Raw genomic sequence first — 17,567 nt, 5'->3', positions numbered from 1 at the left:
CGGATCAGAGGTGCAGGCCGATCTTGCCGGCGGCGATGACGGCCGTGTCGTAGGTCACGCGGTAGGCGCTGTTCGCGGCCGCCGTGAGGATGGTTCTCAGGTCGAACTGCGAGACGTCGCTGAGCAGCTTGATGGCCGTGCCCAGGTCGTCGACGTCCGGGAGGAACGAATTCAGGACATTGATCTGGTCCAGCGCGCTGTAGTGGTGAGCGAGCGCCTGGAGCGCCAGCTTCGCCCGGTCGTACGGCGGCGCGCCCGGGGCGAACACCGAGGCCAGCGAGCCGGCGGCTTGCTTGAGGGAGTATCCGGCCGAGGTGAGGGTGACGACCAGCCCGGTGTGGTCGCTCCCGAACACGCCGCCCAGTGACTCGGTGATCTGGTCGATCCCGTAACCGGAGGTCTTGAGCAGGCCCGCGACCTCGCCGGGCGCCTTCCCGAAGAAGAAGGCCAGGTTCTGCCCGACCTGGTCGAGCTGCCCGTCGGCCCAGGCGAACGCCTTGCGGCCCAGGCCTTCCAGCCAGGCCTCGGCCGTCGAGTAGAGGGACTGGAACACCCCGTCGCCGACCGTGCGGACGGCCAGGCCCACCTGCTCGGCGAGGGCGTCCAGCGTGGCCGGGATCTGCGGCAGGCGCACGCTCACCGCGAACGTCCGGGTGCCGACGGTGAAGCTCGCTGTCCCGGACAGGCTCACCCCGGACGCCTCGTCGGCGATCACGTCCAGGGCGAGGCTGACCGCCAGCACCTGGCGGAAGCCGTCGGCCAGCTTCACGAGGGACGGGACCGGGCGGCCGGTCGAGAGCACCGTGACGGGCCCGAAGGGCGGGTCGACCATCAGGGCGCCGGTGGCTCGGCCGCGCAGCCGCGGGTGACTCATCGTGGTGTCCAGCTCGAGATGCACGCCGAAGCGGCCGAGCCAGGAGCCGTCGACGGTCAGGGCTTCCGGGGTCACGGCGACGCCGGCCGCGGCCAGGGTGAGCCCGGCCAGGTCCACCTCGCCGTTGCCGGCCAGGCGGACGGACGGTGACCCGCCGGACGGGCCGGCGGTGATCTCCCCGGCGACGTTGCCCTTGACCTTGAGGCCGACGGCGTTGTCGCCGAACAGGTCGAGCTTGCCGCTCACCGACACCCGGGAGGGCTCGACGTCCACGCTGCCGCTGAGGAACTGCTGCTGATCCGGCTGTCCGCGCAGCAGCCACCCGGTGCTCGTGCCCGAGATCCGGGCCGGCTGGCCGGCGGTCGCGGGCGCGTCCAGCGGCGGAGCGTCGGCGCCGGGCGGCAGCCAGCTCGTCGCGGTCGTGACGCCGTCGAACCCGGAGGGCCCGAGGTCGCGCACGACGGTCCCGGTGCCCTCGTCCAGCGGCCAGTACCCCGCCAGGCCCGGCTCGCTGCCGGTCAGCCGCTGCCGGAGCGACGCCTGCACCTCCTGGATCGGGCGCAGGTAGTCCCACACCCGCAGTTCGGCGATCCGGCCCCGCACCTGGCTGCCCGGCACCGGGATGCCGAGCCGCATCCCCCGCCACGGGGCGGGTTTGGACATCCCGGTCTTCAAGGCGAGCTGGATGCCGTTCCGGAACAGGATGGCGACGCCGTCGTGGTACGTGAACGCGAAGTGCTGCCAGGTGTTCAGCTGCACGGTGCCGGCGGGCAGGTCGGCGGGGGTGAACCGGGTCGCCACGTCGGTGCCGCAGTACACCGCGCCGGAGGCGGTGCTGTGGAAGACGAACGCGCCCCACACGTCGTCGCCCGAGATGAACTGGTTGTAGTCCGCCAGCCCGGTCGGGTACATCCACCACTCCACGCTGAACGAGTTCGGGGTCCAGGCGGGCCCGGGTGTGCTGAGCCGGGCGGCCGGGTCGGTGAACTGCAGGACGCCGCCGCCGGGTGGTGTGCCGGGCGCCGGGCTGATCACGCTGCCGCCGAGCTCGAGCGCCACGGCGCCGCCGGCCAGGGTGGCGTCCACGGCGAAGGCCATCCCGAGGTCGGTCCCGGTGGTGCTGCGGACCGCCAGGCGCGACGCGATGCCGGCGAGTCCGGGCAGCTCCGCCGACCCGTGCAGGGCCACCTCGATGCCGCGCCGCGCCACCTCGCCCGGCCGGGGGCCGGGCGGGGTCGCGACGTCGTAGCCGGCCGAGAACGACAGCGGGCCGAGGACTACCGGCCGGCCGGTGGCGGCGCCGTGCAGCAGGGCCTCCGGCAGGGCCTGGAGCAGTTCGTCCAGGCGCAGCGTCTTCAGGCCGTTCAGCAGGTGGGCCAGGTTGCTCCCGGCGCTCACGGAGCTGGTCGCGGTGCGTGAGCCGTAGGTCTGCCCGCCGAGGTAGTCGGGCAGTCGCAGGTACGCGGGGCCCGCGGTGAGCTTCAGGTCCAGGCCCGGCGCGGCGATCTGGCTCTCGTCGAGCAGCGCCGTGGGGCTGGTGAGGAAGTCCGCGAACTGCCGGTAGAGCGCCAGCGCCGCGGCGACGTCCAGGGCGGGCGCGGGGAAGCTGAGGTGGGCGCCGACGTCCGCCCCCTCGACCCCGCGGTACTCCACGCCGAGGTCGGTGCAGAAGACCGGCGCCGCCACCAGCGCCTCCGGGACCACGAGCAGGGTGAGCTGGTCGGCGACCAGGCGACGGGTCAGCGACCGCGGGTCGGCCGGCCCGGGGGCCGACTCGGGCAGGGCCAGCAGCGTGGCCAGCGGCAGGAGGTCGAACTGGTCGACGTTGAGGTCGGCCCGGACGAGCAGGGCGGCGCCGCCGAGGATCTCGCCCACTTGCAAATTCCAGAGCTCGATCCCGGTCAGCAGCGGACCGGTCGCCGACAGCCCGGGCAGCAGGAACCGCAGCGGGGTGGCGTTCGCCCGGGTGCCCGGGGCGTCGCCGGGCCCGGTGACGCTGACCCCGCCGAGCAGGGCGCCCGCGGCCGAGACCTTGAGGTCAACGCTGAGCGCCTCCGGCACGTGGCAGTCCAGATACGGCTTGAGCCGGTCCGGCAGCCGCTCGGCCGCGGCCGCGATGGTCTGCAGCGCCTCCCGCAGCGCGGTCTGGTCCGGCAGCGGGAGCCCGGGGACATTGCCGAGCGCGGTGCGGATCATCCCGGCCAGCCCGTCGGCGTCCAGGCCCGTGACCGCGTCGTAGAGGCGCACGTCGTCCAGCGGGAGGCGGTCGGGCAGGAAGGGGGTCACCCGCTCCAGGTTCAGCGCCTTGAGCACCCACTTCACCGGGGACAGCGGCAGGGTCAGCGGTCCCTGGCGGCGGACGGCGGCCCGCGCCGAGAAGGTGTCCCCGGAGACGCCGATCGACGGCACCACGAGGGAGAAGGTGCCGACCTCGGGGACCACGACGGTGGCCTGGCGCTCGTCGCCGCCCGGGTCGGCCGGCTCCAGGGTGAGGCCCGCGAACGGCGAGGTCAGCGGGTGCAGGGCCAGCGCCGGGCCGCCGCTGCCGCCGCCGGTCGCGCTCGCCGTCAGGGCCAGCCGCTGCAGGGTGTCCGGGTCGGCCTCGTCGTAGCCGACGAGCACGTCGTGCCCGGCGCCGAAGATCTGGTTCAGCTCGGCCGGGATGCCGATGCCGAGGTCCGCGGAGACGTCCAGGCCGCCGCCCCGCGCCCAGCGGATCTCCAGCCGGCCCACCTCGATCGCCGACCGGGCCTGGCTCAGGTCGAGGGTGAACACCTCCGGGATCCGCAGGTCCGGCAGGTGGAACGGCTGCATCGGCAGCACCGGGCCGACGCTGAACACCACGCCGGCCTCGGCTCCGGTGGTCAGCTCGAAGGTGCCGGTGAGCTCGGTGTCCCGGCTGCCCGGCAGCACGCTGCCCAGGCCGCACGGCAGCCCGTCGAACCAGACGGCGGCCTCGGCGGACACGGTCCACGTGCTGGTTCCGCCGACGGTGGCACGCGAGATGCCGAGGCCGTCCAGGCCGAGGTGGGTCACCACCGACTCGGCGCCGGGCAGCGGGACCGCGACCTCGGCGCCTTCGCCGCCGGCACCGGGGCGGAACACCAGGCGGAGCGAGCCGGGCTCGCCGGTCACGGTGAGGGCGCCGTCCAGGACGATCGCCTGGTCGAGCAGGTCCAGGTGCCCGGCGGCCGAGACGCCCCAGCTGTACGCGGTCCGCGGGTCCAGCCGGACCTCGCCGGGCTCCGGGGCGGCCGCCGGCGCGGTGCCCAGGCCGCGGGCGACCGTCACGGACAGCGAGCCGAGGCCGAGGGCGCCGGCGCCGGCCAGATCCACCGGGGCGGCCGCGACAGCGGTCGCGGCGAAGCGGAACTCGCGCCGGCTCGCGGTCTCCGCCAGGCTCGCCGTCAGCTCGACGGCCTCGCCCAGCAGCTCGGTGCTCAGGGCGCCGGTCAGCCCCCACCCGTCGTCGTGGTGGAAGGCCAGCGCGAACGACGTGACGCGGAAGCCGTCCGTGACGGTCACGGCGCCGGCCGAGGCCAGGTCGAGGCGAACCCCCACGGCTCCGGCGTCGGCGGCGCGCTCCAGGTGCAGCCCGGCGCTGCCGACCGGTAGCCCGTCGCCGCCGAACGGCAGGGTGAAGGGGACCAGGCAGATGGCGTCGGCGGTGAAGGCGCCGGACCGGGGCGCCACCGTGAAGCCCAGACCGGTGAAGCCGAGATCGGGAACCTCCGGCGGCAGCGTGGTTCCGGCGCCTGCCACGCCGGCCAGGATGCCGGACAACCGCACCGGGTCGGCGTCGTCGGCGGCCAAGGTCAGACCGGCCGTGAGGCCGGAGGCGTTGCTGCCGCCCACGGAGATCTCGACCGTGACCCCGGACGCGCCGAGCAGCTCCACCGTGCCGGCGATGCCGATCGCGTCCGGCCGGGTGAGGTCGATGCGGGGGTTGCCGATCGGCAGGGCCGGATCGTGGAACAGCGGTTGCAGCAGCGGGAAACCGAGCACATCGTCGGTGAGCGGGAGCGTGCCGTCCGAGGTGTGCGCGGACAGCCAGTCCCGCAGCGCGGCGAGCTCGTCGGTGGCGGAGCCGATGGTGGCGACGTCGCCCTGGATGGTGGTCATCATGCGCCTGCTTTCCGGAAGGGAACGGTCAGTGCCTGGAGGTTTGGCTGACCGGCCCGACGCTAGGGGCGGGGGCGGGTGGAACGCCTCGGGCGGATGCCGTATCGCCGCCGGCCGATACCTCAGGGGAATGTCGGGTTGCCGACCGCGGCCCGGCCGCCCGGAAGCCGCCGCGGCGCACGGACGGCCGTGGCGCGGGCCGGGAGAGGGCCGAGGGCGTGGCCCGGGGCCCGCGCCGGGAGGTGGCCGGTGACCTGCTGCGCCTAGGGCAGGTGCCTTAGGACCCCGTACGCCGAATGTCCTTTTTGGATACGCGTGCGCAAGCATCTCGGCGACCGTCGCCGGCGGGGTTTTGATCGCGGCGAACCGGCGGATGTGACCGACGGCCGGATGGTCAATCGGGTGTCTGCCTCGTACCGTTTCCCGGGTGAGCCGTGAGCTGGTCAGTCCGGTGTTCGTCGGCCGCCGCGCGGAACTGAGCCGGCTGCGTGCGCTGCTGGATCGGGCCGTTGCCGGCGAACCGCAGGTCGCGCTCGTGGCCGGCGAGGCGGGGGTGGGCAAAAGCCGCCTGACCCACGAGCTGGCCGGCATCGCGCGGGCCTCGGCGGTGCGGGTGCTCGCCGGTGGATGCGTCGAGCTGGGCGGCGAGGGGCTGCCGCTGGCGCCGCTGATGGACATGCTGCGCGCCGTCGCCCGGTCCAGCACGCCCGAGGAACTCGACCAGTGCCTCGGCGCGGCCCGCCTGCCGCTGACCCGGCTGCTGCCCGAGCTCGATCCGGGCGCCGGCGCGGGCGATTCGCCGGAGGGATCGCCGACCCAGCTGCTGGAACACGTGCTCGGCCTGATCACCCGCCTGGCGGCGACCCGGCCCCTGCTCATCGTCGTCGAGGACCTGCACTGGGCCGATCAGTCGACGCTGGACCTGGTGGCGTTCCTGGTGCAGACCCTGCGCGAGCTGAGCGTGATGCTGCTGCTCACCTACCGGTCGGACGAGATGCACCGGCGGCATCCGCTGCGCCCGCTGGTCACCGCGTGGGAGCGGGTGCGTCACGTGGAGCGCCTGGAACTGCGCCGGTTCACCCGGGCCGAGGTCGGCGAACAGCTGCGCGCGATCCGCGAGACGACGCCCAGCGCCGACTTCATGGATGTGGTTTTCGAACGCTCGCAGGGCAACGCGTTCCTGGTCGAGGAAATCCTGGCCGCGGCGGACAGCGGCGCGGACTCGCGGGCGCTGCCGCCGTCGCTGCGCGATGTGCTGCTCGCCCGCACCGAGACGGTGTCGGAGGCCGCCCAGCGGATCCTGCGCACCGCCGCCGCGGCCGGTCCGCGGGTGGGGGAGCGCCTGCTCGAGGTCGTCGCCGGGGTCTCCGAGGCGGAGTTGTACCCCGCGCTGCGCGAAGCGGTCGAACACTACCTGCTGGTGGTCGACGACGCGGGCCACGGCTACGCGTTCCGGCACGCGCTGACCCGCGACGCGCTCTACGACGACATGCTGCCCGGCGAACGGGTCCGGCTGCACGCCGCGTACGGCGCCGCCCTCGCCGCCGACCCGACGCTGCTGGGTGAGGACGGCAACGTCGCGGCGACGCTGGCCCACCATTGGTATGCCGCGCTCGACCTGCCCCGTGCGCTGACGGCCTCGGTGCAGGCGGGACGGCAAGCGTCCGCCGCGTTCGCGCCCGCCGAGGCGTTCCGGCACCTGGAGCGGGCGCTGCGGATCTGGCCACGCGTGCCGGAGGCGGCCGGCTCCGCCGGCGTGGACTGGGTCGCGCTGCACATCATGGCCGCGGAAGCGGCCTTCGGCGCCGGGAACCCCAACCGCGGCCTGTCCATCGTCGACCAGGTGCTCGCGGAGCCCGATGCCGGCCTCGACCCGGTCCGGCGGGCCGAGCTGGTGGAGCGCCGCGCGATCATGCTGCGCGCGCTCGGCCGGGACCGGGAGGCGGCCCGGCAGCTGCGGGACGCGCTGGAGTTGCTGCCGCACGGCACGGCCGAGCCGATCCGGGCCGTGGTGCTGGCGTCGCTGGCCAACTCGCTGATGCGGGCCGACGACATGACGGGCGCCGCGACCACGGCCCGGGAAGCGGCCACCGTCGCCGCCGAGACCGGTCGCGTGGCCCAGCGAGCCGACGCCCTCATCACGCTCGGCAGCGTGCTGGCGTACCTGGGCGAGGGCGACGACGAGCTGACCCCGCTGCGGGAGGGCCTGAGACTGGCCGAACGGCACGGGTTGCACGGCGTGGCGGCACGCGGATACACCAACCTCTCCGACGTCCTGACGATGCTCGGCCGGTTCGCCGAGGCGGCGGAGGTCGGCCGGGCCGGGATGGCGCTGGCCGGCCGGATCGGGTTCGCCCGCTCGTGGGGCGCGATGATCAGCGGCAACCTCGCCGAGCCGCTGCTGCGGCAGGGACGCTGGCGCGAGGCGCTCGATCTCATCACCGAGTCGCTGACCGACGAGCCGACCGGCACGTTCGCCAGCACGCTGCTGCTGATCCGCGCCGAGTTGAACGTGTGGCAGGGCCACGCCGACGAGGCCGAACGGGACGTGCGGGAGGCACGCCGGTTTTTCGGTGACGGCGCCGAGCTCCAGTTCGTCACGCCGATGCGCTACGTCGAGGCAGAGCTGGCGCGCGGTCGCGGTCACCTGGCCGAGGCCCGGCGGTGGCTGCCGGATCTGGACGGACCGCTCGACGGCGCGTTCGCCCGGTACCTCTGGCCGCTGATGTGGCTCGGGATGCGGATCGAGGCCGACATCGCCACCACGCGGCCGGCCGGGGCGCCGACCGCACCCGAGCGCGACCGCCTGTACGCCCGCACGCGCGCCCTGCCGACGGTCACCCCGTCCGCGCACGGCTATCGGGCGATGGTGGAGGCCGAGATGGCCCGCCTGGACGGTCGCGACGAGGTGCGCGCCTGGCAACTCGCGGTCGGGGCGATCCGCGCGGCCGACGAGGCGTACCCGCTGTGCTACTGCCTGTTCCGGCTCGCTGAGGCGCAGGCCGCGGACCCGGCGATCGGCACGGAACGCACCAGCGCGACCGCAACCGAGTGCATCGTGCTGGCCGAGCAACTCGCGGCGGCGACCGCCGACGACATCCGCATCCTGGCCCGGCGCGCCCGCCTGCGGATCGCCCCGGCGAGCGCCGGCGCCGCGGCCGACCGGCCCAGCCTGCGGATCCGGCTCACCGACCGGGAGCTCGAAGTGCTCGGCCTCGTCGCCGAGGGCCGCTCGAACGGGCAGATCGCGGCGGCGCTGTACATCAGCCCCAAGACCGCCAGCGTGCACGTCTCGAACATCCTGGCCAAGCTGAACGCCTCGACCCGCACCGAGGCCGCCGCCCAGGCCCACCGGCTCGGCCTGCTGACCCCGGCATAAGGCGGCGCGGAAACGAACCGTACGGGTGTCGCGAAGCGCTCGGGGCCGCCGATGATGGCGGCATGGTGGACCGCGCGAGGCGGTGGCCGGTGGTGCCGCTCAGGCCGGCGTGAGCGCCCGATCCGCACGCCGGATCGCGAAGGCCAGGACAATCGCCGTGACACCGCGGATCAGCGCCATCACACCCACCCAGAACAGCACCAGGAAGGCGCGCGCCTGGAGGTTGAAGATCCGGTCCGAGCCGGACACCCACAGACCCAGCAAGATCAGCAGCACGCCGGACACCAGACCCAGCCACCAGTACGGATTCTCCGCCCGCGAGGCGACACCCCGGACGATCTCGAACGCGCCCTCCAGCAGCAGCACCAGCCCCAGCACCGAGACCAGGGCGAAGAACGTGTTGACCGGGCGGATGAGCGCCCACAGGCCACCGAGCAGGAGGATCACCGCGATCACCCAGTGCAGGACCTTCCAGCCGCCGCCCACCATGGTGGCGACGAAGACCTCGTTGAGGCCGGCCACGATGAACAGCACCCCGAGCAGCAGGCCGACCGTGGCCAGTGAGGTCACGTTCGCGCGCAGCACCAGCCAGCCGACGATGAGCCAGGCGATCCCGGCCAGCAACTCCACCCACCAGTACTTGCTGCGCTCGGCCAGGAGCATGCGTCCTTCAAACATCGACACTCCTCACGATCTCCGCGAGCCATCAGTGTCCGGGACCGGCCGCGACAAGGAATCATCCTGGCCGAATGAACCCCGAGGTGCGGCCGGCGTTTGTGGAGCACGTCTACATAGGAAGCAGACGCAGCTCCCGGGCCCGGGCGATCGCCTCGGTGCGGTTCGCCGCGCCCAGCTTCTCCAGGACGTGGCTGACGTGCTTCTTGACGGTGTCGACGGTGACCACGAGGTCGCGGGCGATGGCCTGGTTGGAACGGCCGGTCGCGATCAGGCGCAGCACCTCCAGCTCCCGGACGGTCAGCGGGTCGACGAGCCCGGACGCCTCCGCCGGGCCGGCGGCACGGGTGGGTGCGGACGAGTGCCGCAGCGCGGCCAGGTAGTCGGGCGGGGCCGTCGCCGGGTCGAGCCGGCGCACGAGCGCCGCCATCGGCGGTCCCTCGTCCGCGAACACCCGGATGTGCCCCTGCCGCCCGGCGAGGACGACGGCGTCGGCCAGCGTGTCGCGGCCGGCGAGCGCCTGCAGGGCGCCGATCTCGATGAGGCTGCCGATCCGATCCTGCGCCGCCGCGGCCGCGTGGAGCTTGTCGAGCAGCGCCAGGGCCGGCCGCGGCCGCCGTCGCGCGATCAGCACGCGGGCGAGGACCAGGTGGGCCGGCTCGCGCGCGTACGACGGATCATGGTCGGGGCGGAGCCCGGCCGTACGCGTCCAGCGCTCGGCCGCGTCGACGTCGCCGAGGGCCAGCAGCAACCGGGCGCGCTGAGCCGGTATCGGGTTCAGCAAGTCGATCACTGCCGCGCCCGGTGACGCCTCGGCCGCCTCGTCGATGGCGGCCTTGGCCGCGGCGCGGTCGCCGCGCGCGAGGTGGATCCACGCCTGCGTGGCCAGCGCTCCGGCCAGCGGCTGGGTGTACTGCAACTGGCGGCACAGCGGGATCGCGGTGGTGGTGTGCCGCAGCGCCGCGTCGAGATGGTCGCGCTGGTACTCGCACCAGGCCAGCCCGGCGTATCCGGCGCCGGCCGCCGGTGACGAGAGCATCTGGCGACACGTACGGGCGGACGCGTCGAGGTCACCGCGTCCGCACTGGATCTGGGCCAGGCGGTAGCCGCCCCGCGCGGTCCACATCGCCTGCCCGGCGCCGTCCAGGTTGGCGAGCGTCGCGGTGAGCCGTTCCTCGGCGGCGGCGAGCCGGCCCCGCAACCAGTCGGCGACCGCGATGACCTGCTCGGCGACCAACCGCTGCGGGAGCTCGTCCGGGCCGATCGCGGCGAGGGCGATTGCCGCCTGCTCGGCCGCGCCGTCGGCGTCGCCGCGGAGGGTCGCCAGCCGTCCCCGGTGCACCGCCACGGCGGCCGGGAAGTTGGCCAGCAGGCTGGCGTCCCGGCCGACCGTGGGCGCGAACTCCGGCTCGGCCGCGGCCTGTTCGGCCCGATCCAGCAGGCGCAGCGCGTCGGCCACGCGGTTGTCGGTGAGCAGCATCGCCCGCGCCAGCAGCAGCCGGGGCCGAGTGGACAGGAGGTCCTCGGGCAACGCGGCGAGCCAGCGGTGCAGGGTCGCCCCTTCGCCGTGCCGGGTGTAGGTCTCGTCGTAGTACGACTCGATCAGCCGCGCCGCGGACGGCAGGTCGTCACCCGCGATCCGGTGGCGGACGGCCTGGTCGGGCAGCGACCGGTCCTCGTACCAGACGGCGGCCCGGCGGTGCAGGTCGCGAGCGCCGTCCGGGTCCTCGGCGCGCAGGCGGGCCCGCAGCACGTCGGCGAAGAGGTGGTGGTAGCGCCAGCGGCCACGCACGTCGTCGAGCGGGATCAGGAACAATCCGTCCCGTTCCGCGTGCTCGAGCATCGCCTGGCTGTCGCGGCGGCCGAGGACGACGTCGCACAGCGGGCCGGTCAGGTGGTCCAGGATCGAGCTGTGCAGCAGGAATTCCCGCGTCGGCCGATCCTGCGCGTCGAGGACCTCCTCGGCGAGGAAGTCGAGGATGTGGCGGTGGCTGCCGGTGAGCCCGGCGACGAAGGCGGCGGGGTCGGTCCGGCCGCGCATGGACAGGGCGGCCAGTTGCACCCCCGCCGCCCATCCCTCGGTGCGCGCGGTCAGGTCGGCCGCCGTCTTCATGGACACGGGCGCGCCGGTGGCCTGGCGTACGATCGCCGCGGTTTCGGCAGCCGTCAGGCGCAGCTCGGCGAAGCGCAGTTCGGCCAGTTGCCCGCGGGCCCGCAGCCGCGCGAGGGCCAGCGGGGGATCGGAGCGGCCGGCCAGCACCAGGTTCAGCCCGGGCGGGCGGCGTTCGGCGAGGACGGTCAGCGATTCGTGGACGACCGGTGAGTCGACGAGGTGGTAGTCGTCGAGGACCAGCACGCGGTGGCCGGCCGGTTCGGACGCCAGCTCGTTGATCAGCGCGGTGACCAGCGGCTCGCACGAGGGCGGCAGCGGCGGGGGGAGGAGCAGCTCAGCTCGCCCGGAGAGACCGAGCGCTCCGGCCGCGTGCCGCCAGAAGCGGATCGGGTCGCTGTCGCCCTCGTCGAGCGACAGCCACGCGACCGATCGGCCGGTGCCGCGAGCCCAGTGGGCCAGCAGCGAGGTCTTGCCGGCGCCGGCCGGAGCGGAGACCAGGACGGTCCCCTGCGCGAGCGCTTCCTCCAGCCGCGTCGTGAGCCACGGCCGCGGCACCGAGCCGGCCCGCAGTCCGGGCACGACGAGTTTGGTGGCCAGCAACTGATCCCGCTCGGCCGATGCCGGACGCGCCTGGTGCGGCTTCACATCTGCGGCCCCCAAGCGATGGGTGTGTGTCGCTCATCGCTCGGATCACCTTAGCGTGGATCTCGCGACGGTCAGGTCAGCGAGCCCGGGGCGGGCAGCCGGAAGATCGCCCGCCGCACCGCATCCAGCGCCGGGGTGGGCAGCCGGCTGATGAGGGCCATCCGGCGCGCGAACCGGCCGGTGAGATAACTGCCTTTCGGACGTGCGGCGAACAGCGCCCGGTCGATCGTGGCCGCGACGACGTCGGGCGAGCTGCCCGCCGCCTCCCGCCGCCGCATCACGGCCAGCATCCGCTCGAACGAGTCCTGGTACAGGGCACGACCAGCCGCCGGCCATTGGGCCAGGGCGTCGGCGGCCTGGCGCGCGACCTTGTCCGCCGCGGCGCTGTTCACGCTCGCCGGCTCGACCAGAACGACCCGGATCCCCCACGGCGCCAGTTCCTGCCGCAGCGCGTCGCCCATGGCCGTCAGGGCCGCCTTCGACGCGTCCAGCGGCCCGGCGAACGGAGGTGCGAACCGGACGCCGATCGAGCCGACCATGACGATCCGGCCGCGTGCCTGGCGCAGCAGCGGCAGGACCGCCTGGGTGACCAGCAACTGGCCGATCACATTGATCTCCAGGTGCCGGCGGAACGTGTCCGGCGGGAGCAGTTCGAGCGGCGCGGCCAACCCCACCCCGGCGTTGTTGACCAGGCCGTCCAGGCCGTTGTCGGCGACGTGCCCGGCGATCGCGGCGGTCGCCGCGCCGATCTGGTCCGGGTTCGTGACATCCAGCGGTACGGGAGTGACCAGGCCGTTCCCGGCGGCGCCGGCCAGGTCGGCCGCGTCCCCGTCGCTGCGGACCCCGGCGTACACGTGTCGTCCGGCCGCGGCCAGGCGCAGCGCGGCGGCCCGGCCGATCCCGGAGGACGCGCCGGTGACCAGCACGTGCTTGCGAGCGCAAGTCATGACGTCACCTCCGGGAACAGCACCCGCCCGGCGTAGGCGGTGTCGAAGTATTCACGGACGGCGGTGATCCGGTCATCGCGAACCTCGAAGACGACGGCGTAGTCGTTGTCGTACGGTTCCCCGGCGACGGAGCGGGCGTGGCTGGTCCATTCGGCGACGGCCATGTTCTCGTCGGCGACGATGTGATTGAGCGTCTGCGTCACCGGCACCGCCGGGTCGAGCCGGGCCACCATGGCGGCGAGAAACCCATCCAGAATCTCGGTGGCGCCGGTGTAGGTGCCGGACACCGGAAGGTCGCCCCGCAACCACCAGGTGGCGTCCGGCGCAAAGCTGGCACGCAGCGCCTCCAGATCACCGTCCTGCAGCGCCTTGACATACCGTTCCACAACATCGCGAGCGGACACCATGCCTCCTAGATCGCCCGGATCGACACTTCGATCCCCCGACCGTAGGCACCTCCACCACCGCGAACGTCACCCAAAGGTGCCAGCCGGGTGGACTCTCCACCGCCGGGTCGCCCGGATCGCTTCATATAACGCTCACGCTGATCTGCATCGCCGTCGGCCTGCTCCACATGGTCGCCGCCGCAATCGTGGCGCGGACTCGGACAGATTCCGCGTGCGCTGAGGTCCAGCCCGTGGAGGCCGACTGTGGTAGGCAGGCCTGGTGATCAGCCGACTTCCGCTGGATGAGCAACTCGCAGCGTTTCGTGCGGTTTTGTCGCGTAATGATGCGTTGATGGAGGTGCTGACCCGGGTCGCGACGTTGGACCTTCCCGGCTGGTATGTGACTGCCGGGTGCTTGTTCCAGACCGTGTGGAATGTGGTGACGGGTAGGCCGCCGACTAATGGCATCAGGGACTACGACGTCTTCTACTTCGATGGCAGTGATCTGTCGTGGGAGGCGGAGGATGCCGTTATCGCGGCTGGTCGAGAGGTCTTCGGTGGGCTTCCCGTGGAGGTGGAGATCCGCAACGAGGCCCGGGTGCACCTCTGGTACGAGGACAAGTTCGGGGTGGCGTGTCCGCCGTACGACTGCACCGAGGCGGCGATCGACAACTTCGCCGCGACGACGTGCTGCTTGGGATTACGACTAGAAACTGATGGCCGGTGGCGCGTCTATGCGCCGCATGGGCTGTCGGACGTGTTCGGCCTTGTCGTTCGGCCGAATCCGGTGCTCGCGCCGCGGTCGGTCTATGAGAGCAAGACAGCACGATGGCGGGAGCAGTGGCCGGAGTTGACCGTGCTGGACTGGCCCTCCAGCGTCACGACGGCTTCCTCCGGCGGCTGACGTCTTTCTCCACGCCAAGGGCGGCGCAGACGGCGTCGACGGCGTTCTGCTGCTCCGCCTGGCATTCGGGGCCTCGATCGACACAGTCCAGGTCGACACCGCATTTGCTTTGGCGCTCCCGCATCGTCGCGGCGGGAATGTCGATCGGGAATGCTAGGACGTCGAGATCGGGCGCTTGCTCCCGGAGCACGTCGAACGGGCGGGCGGTTTCGGTGGGCTCGCCGACCATGAGCCAGTCGTCGCTCTCCCGGCGGTAGACCACGCCGGCGGCGATGCCGCCGGTCCACGCATCGAGGAGGGCGGCCAGGCTGGGGCGGCGCGCACCGGGTCGTACAGGTCCGGGCTGATCAGGTATCGCCAGATCTCGCCCTCGTGATCGCCGTCGAGGACGAACGTGAACACGTACGGGTCGAAGCGGAACAGGGGGATCTGGCGTCGCCAGGGGAACGGCGTGGCGATGGCGAAGCACAGCACGCTCAGCGACTCCCGCGTGGTGCGGGCGTCGGTCGGCCACGGCTCGAGCTCGCCGTCCACCGGGCACGGCCAGCGGGGATCCCATCCCTCGAACCGGAACCAGCTCAGCTGTTCGGGGAGATGGTCGACGTCGAACACGCGGTGGATCAGGTCGAGGTCGGGAGGTTGCGCGTCCTGCGTGGCGCCTGCCTCCGGCCAGGGCACGCCGGCGGCCGTAACGGCCGCCCGGTAGTTCTGGATCGCGGCACGCAGGACGCGCATCTCGTCGAGCATCAACGTTCTCCCAGCCTTGTCACGGCGTCGTCGCCCTCGGCTGCGGTTTCATGCACAGGCTGGCGCCGCCCTGATTGACCTGGAAGCCGAAGCTCGGGCCGAGTCCGGAGGCCGCTGCCTTCAGCAGGGCGGCTTCAACCGTCCGCACACCGCAGACCCACTGCTCTGCCGAGATTGGCATCGGCAGAACACGCCATACCCGAATCGGCGCCGGCGGTACGCCGAACTGCACGCCGAGTACGCGCGGTAGAGCCAACCGGGAGAGCGCACCCACACTACGGCAGAACAGTGATTGGTCTCGATGCCGACGGCAGGAACTCGCGGAAGTGTTCGGCAACTACGTCTGCGACGGCTTGAGCGTCGCGGGATCCGTCCACCTCGATGACGCGAATATTCAGGCGCTTGGCGTTACGGACGGCGTCTTCGGAGATGAGTCGGTCGCGAGTGATCCGGTTTTGCTGCGCCACGTGCGGGTCGCTGACGTTCTGCCGGAGGGCGCCGGCGCGCGGTAGTTCCCGGAGCTGGTACTGACGGAAGTCCTCGGTGGGCACCATGACGACCATGCGTCGCGTCGAGGACAGCAGCGGCGCGACGAGTTCCGGGCGCAGTCCCCACCCCTCGGCGATGACCGGGTGCGGCGACGTGAGGGCGCGCAGGTCGTCCTGGACGTACTCGAAGCGCTCGACGAAATCGTGGAGGGCCTGGTCGACGGCCTGCTCGACAGTGGAACGGACCCACATATCCTCGGGGTCGGGCTCGGTGGGCCTTTCGCCGGAGCGAACTTGCCGAGCTATCCGGCGGTCCAGATGGCCTCGGGCGTCGTGGTAGTCGTAGTGGTAATGGATGAGGCCGTACTTCGCGGCGAGAATCCCAGCCACGGTGGACTTGCCAGCCCATTGGCCGCCGCCGATCCAGAGGGTGCGTTGCAGGGTCGTGAAGGGGTCCCAATGCATGGAAAAAGCGTGACCCTGGCCAGCACCAAGATAAAGTCTTGTTCTTGCCAGGCCAGCAATGATTATCTATCCGTAGAGGCAAGATGTTCGCGTGCCGGCACGATTATCGTCTTGCGAGCCGGCGCCAAGCTGCGTGACCAAGTCGATACGATCGCACGCTGGGCTCAGAGGATGAGATTCGCGCGCTGTCGGCGGCGTGGGACCACGCGCTTGTCGCTGACTGCGCGCAAGGCCAGCGCCGGCGTTTGGGACGGCAACCCATATACCGCGGACGCACCCGCTTCCACCACCTGCCGGGCGCGCTACACGCGGAGATCCGGATGCCGAGCCGGCTCGATCGTCCGTGACGGCGTCGGCCGTCAAGCGTGGGCCGCCCGTTCGGTGGTGGCGATGATGAGTCTGGTGACGGCGTCGGGCTTGTCGGCCATCGGGACGTGTCCGCCTTCGGGCAGTTCTTCGAGGTGGGTTCCCTCTGGCAGCTGTTCCAGGTGGCGGGATTGGCGGGGCAGCAGGAGGCGGTCACGCGATCCGAAGGAGACGGTGACCGGGGCGTCGATGGATGGCCCGGCGCGGTAGCGGCTCGGTTCGGTGGCCTTCATGGTCGCGTCGAAACCGGGGGCGTTGGCCATCGCCAGGACGGCGTTGCGGGCGTACGTTGCGGAAATCCGGGACGGCCGGCCGTGGGTTTGGCCGAGAATGAGGACGCGCCCGGCGCGGTAGCGGACGAGGCGGCACGCCGGTGCGGTCAGGTGCTTGGCGAGCCACCGGGTGGTGCGCAGGCTGATCCGGTTGTACAGCGGGGTTCCGTTGTGCCACAGGCCGGCCGGAGACAGCAGCGTCAGCGACCGGACCGGGCGGATGGCGGCGAGTTCGAGGGCGACCCAGCCGCCCAGCGAGTTGCCGGCCACGTGCGGTGTCGTCACGCCCTGGGAGTCGAGGAAAGCGGCTACGGCGGCCGCGATGGCGTCCGGCCGTGGTTCGACGTCCGAGGGCAGCAGCGGGGATTCGCCGTGACCGGGCAGGTCGACGGCGATCACGTCGAATCGCTCGGCGAGTCGGTCGAGGACAGGGTCCCACGCTTGGCGAGCGGACCCGATGCCGTGTAGTAGCACCAGCGGCGCCCCGGATCCGCGGCGGGTGAATGCGAGTGTCATTTCCGAAGGACGACCGGGGCTGCCGCATTGTGACGCCCGAGTGAGGATCCGCCGGGATGCCCTGCCATCTCGGCCTGGCCAAGCCGCGGATCCAGCGCGGCTCGCACGATGATGTCGGTGTGGTCGTCGCCGCCCCTGTCGTCTTGATCGGCTCAGCTCAGCCCAGCGCAGGCCCCCAGGCGTGGCTCGCGCATTATCGCGGCGTGAGAGTGCGCTCGATCTTGCTCCAGGAATGGCACTGCACGTTCAGGAATCGCGGCGAGCGCGGAGCCGGTCGAATGCTTTCACCAACGGCAGCACGCCGAACGCTTGGATGATCGCCGTCGCGCACTCATCGGCGGTGCTTCTGGTGGTGTCCACGACGATGTCGAACTCTCCGATCCGGTAAACCGACGTTTGGGAACGAGCGAGCCCGATAGTCCGGTCGGCGCGAACGCGCTCGCGCCGGTCGAGTTCCTCCGGCGCGCAGCGGACTTCGACGAGTGTGACGTCGTAGCCGCCCAGGGTCGTGAGCAGGTCTGCCACGCGCCACGGTTCACTAAGACCGCATCCCATTAGGGGTTGTTGCTGGTCAGGAGGTTGAGGCGGACGGCTCGGCGGTAGCAGATCAGAGCGCAGGCCAGGCGCAGGAATCCGATGAAGTGAGAAGCCTTGCGGTCGTAGCGGCG

Annotated in this window: 12 protein-coding genes; 2 read left to right on the top strand and 10 right to left on the bottom strand. The window is 72.3% G+C overall.

Annotation, left to right across the window (positions count from 1 at the left end; all coding sequences use genetic code 11):
• Positions 1–4: 4 nt before the first annotated feature.
• Positions 5–4,999, bottom strand: coding sequence for a LamG-like jellyroll fold domain-containing protein (locus tag ACFQS1_RS33805; protein WP_378976078.1), 4,995 nt, complete (start codon positions 4,997–4,999; stop codon positions 5–7).
• A 424-nt stretch (positions 5,000–5,423) separates the two neighbouring features.
• Between ACFQS1_RS33805 and ACFQS1_RS33800 the strand changes: the two genes are divergently transcribed.
• Entirely contained in the window at positions 5,424–8,375 is a 2,952-nt protein-coding gene (locus ACFQS1_RS33800; protein ID WP_378976077.1) for a helix-turn-helix transcriptional regulator, read from the top strand.
• 99 nt (positions 8,376–8,474) lie between these two features.
• Here the strand turns inward: ACFQS1_RS33800 and ACFQS1_RS33795 are convergent, their stop codons facing one another.
• The 4 genes from ACFQS1_RS33795 to ACFQS1_RS33780 form a co-directional block, all read right to left on the bottom strand.
• Entirely contained in the window at positions 8,475–9,053 is a 579-nt protein-coding gene (locus tag ACFQS1_RS33795; protein ID WP_378976076.1) for an HdeD family acid-resistance protein, read from the bottom strand.
• 109 nt (positions 9,054–9,162) lie between these two features.
• Positions 9,163–11,808, bottom strand: a complete 2,646-nt coding sequence (locus tag ACFQS1_RS33790) for a winged helix-turn-helix domain-containing protein (protein ID WP_378976075.1) — start codon at positions 11,806–11,808, stop codon at positions 9,163–9,165.
• Between the two features lie 71 nt (positions 11,809–11,879).
• Positions 11,880–12,755: an SDR family NAD(P)-dependent oxidoreductase gene (locus ACFQS1_RS33785; RefSeq protein ID WP_378976074.1), complete on the bottom strand. Its 876-nt coding sequence runs from the start codon at positions 12,753–12,755 to the stop codon at positions 11,880–11,882.
• The gene (locus ACFQS1_RS33780) at positions 12,752–13,159 is read right to left on the bottom strand and encodes a nuclear transport factor 2 family protein (protein ID WP_378976073.1); all 408 of its coding nucleotides are present in this window, start codon (positions 13,157–13,159) and stop codon (positions 12,752–12,754) included. The genes ACFQS1_RS33785 and ACFQS1_RS33780 overlap by 4 nt, the downstream gene beginning before the upstream one ends.
• Before the next feature lie 262 nt (positions 13,160–13,421).
• On the opposite strand from ACFQS1_RS33780, the gene ACFQS1_RS33775 reads away from it, so the two are divergent.
• Positions 13,422–14,045 (top strand): nucleotidyltransferase family protein, encoded by a 624-nt coding sequence (locus ACFQS1_RS33775; RefSeq protein ID WP_378976072.1) that lies wholly within the window; start codon positions 13,422–13,424, stop codon positions 14,043–14,045.
• 153 nt (positions 14,046–14,198) lie between these two features.
• Here the strand turns inward: ACFQS1_RS33775 and ACFQS1_RS33770 are convergent, their stop codons facing one another.
• The 5 genes from ACFQS1_RS33770 to ACFQS1_RS33750 form a co-directional block, all read right to left on the bottom strand.
• Complete coding sequence (locus ACFQS1_RS33770) at positions 14,199–14,792, bottom strand: hypothetical protein (RefSeq protein WP_378976071.1); 594 nt, start codon at positions 14,790–14,792, stop codon at positions 14,199–14,201.
• 19 nt (positions 14,793–14,811) lie between these two features.
• Positions 14,812–15,024, bottom strand: coding sequence for a hypothetical protein (locus ACFQS1_RS33765; protein ID WP_378976070.1), 213 nt, complete (start codon positions 15,022–15,024; stop codon positions 14,812–14,814).
• A 43-nt stretch (positions 15,025–15,067) separates the two neighbouring features.
• Complete coding sequence (locus tag ACFQS1_RS33760; RefSeq protein ID WP_378976069.1) at positions 15,068–15,745, bottom strand: hypothetical protein; 678 nt, start codon at positions 15,743–15,745, stop codon at positions 15,068–15,070.
• A gap of 359 nt (positions 15,746–16,104) precedes the next feature.
• Entirely contained in the window at positions 16,105–16,899 is a 795-nt protein-coding gene (locus ACFQS1_RS33755) for an alpha/beta fold hydrolase (protein ID WP_378976068.1), read from the bottom strand.
• A 246-nt stretch (positions 16,900–17,145) separates the two neighbouring features.
• Positions 17,146–17,424 carry a phosphotransferase-like protein gene (locus ACFQS1_RS33750; RefSeq protein ID WP_378976067.1) on the bottom strand — a complete coding sequence of 93 codons (279 nt, stop codon included), beginning with the start codon at positions 17,422–17,424 and terminating at the stop codon, positions 17,146–17,148.
• Between the last annotated feature and the right edge of the window lie 143 nt (positions 17,425–17,567).

Origin of the sequence: Paractinoplanes rhizophilus, assembly GCF_042664765.1 — a bacterium.
GTDB lineage: Bacteria > Actinomycetota > Actinomycetes > Mycobacteriales > Micromonosporaceae > Actinoplanes > Actinoplanes rhizophilus.
The sequence above is the reverse complement of the archived record's forward strand: the minus strand, read 5'-3'. Positions and strand labels throughout refer to the sequence as shown.

What these genes read in the sequence shown, in the direction of transcription:
- ACFQS1_RS33805 (WP_378976078.1), bottom strand. Translation starts at nt 4,999, where the DNA reads ATGATGACCACCATCCAGGGCGACGTCGCCACCATCGGCTCCGCCACC.
- ACFQS1_RS33795 (WP_378976076.1), bottom strand. Translation starts at nt 9,053, where the DNA reads ATGTTTGAAGGACGCATGCTCCTGGCCGAGCGCAGCAAGTACTGGTGG.
- ACFQS1_RS33785 (WP_378976074.1), bottom strand. Translation starts at nt 12,755, where the DNA reads ATGACTTGCGCTCGCAAGCACGTGCTGGTCACCGGCGCGTCCTCCGGG.
- ACFQS1_RS33770 (WP_378976071.1), bottom strand. Translation starts at nt 14,792, where the DNA reads ATGCTCGACGAGATGCGCGTCCTGCGTGCCGCGATCCAGAACTACCGG.
- ACFQS1_RS33760 (WP_378976069.1), bottom strand. Translation starts at nt 15,745, where the DNA reads ATGCATTGGGACCCCTTCACGACCCTGCAACGCACCCTCTGGATCGGC.
- ACFQS1_RS33755 (WP_378976068.1), bottom strand. Translation starts at nt 16,899, where the DNA reads ATGACACTCGCATTCACCCGCCGCGGATCCGGGGCGCCGCTGGTGCTA.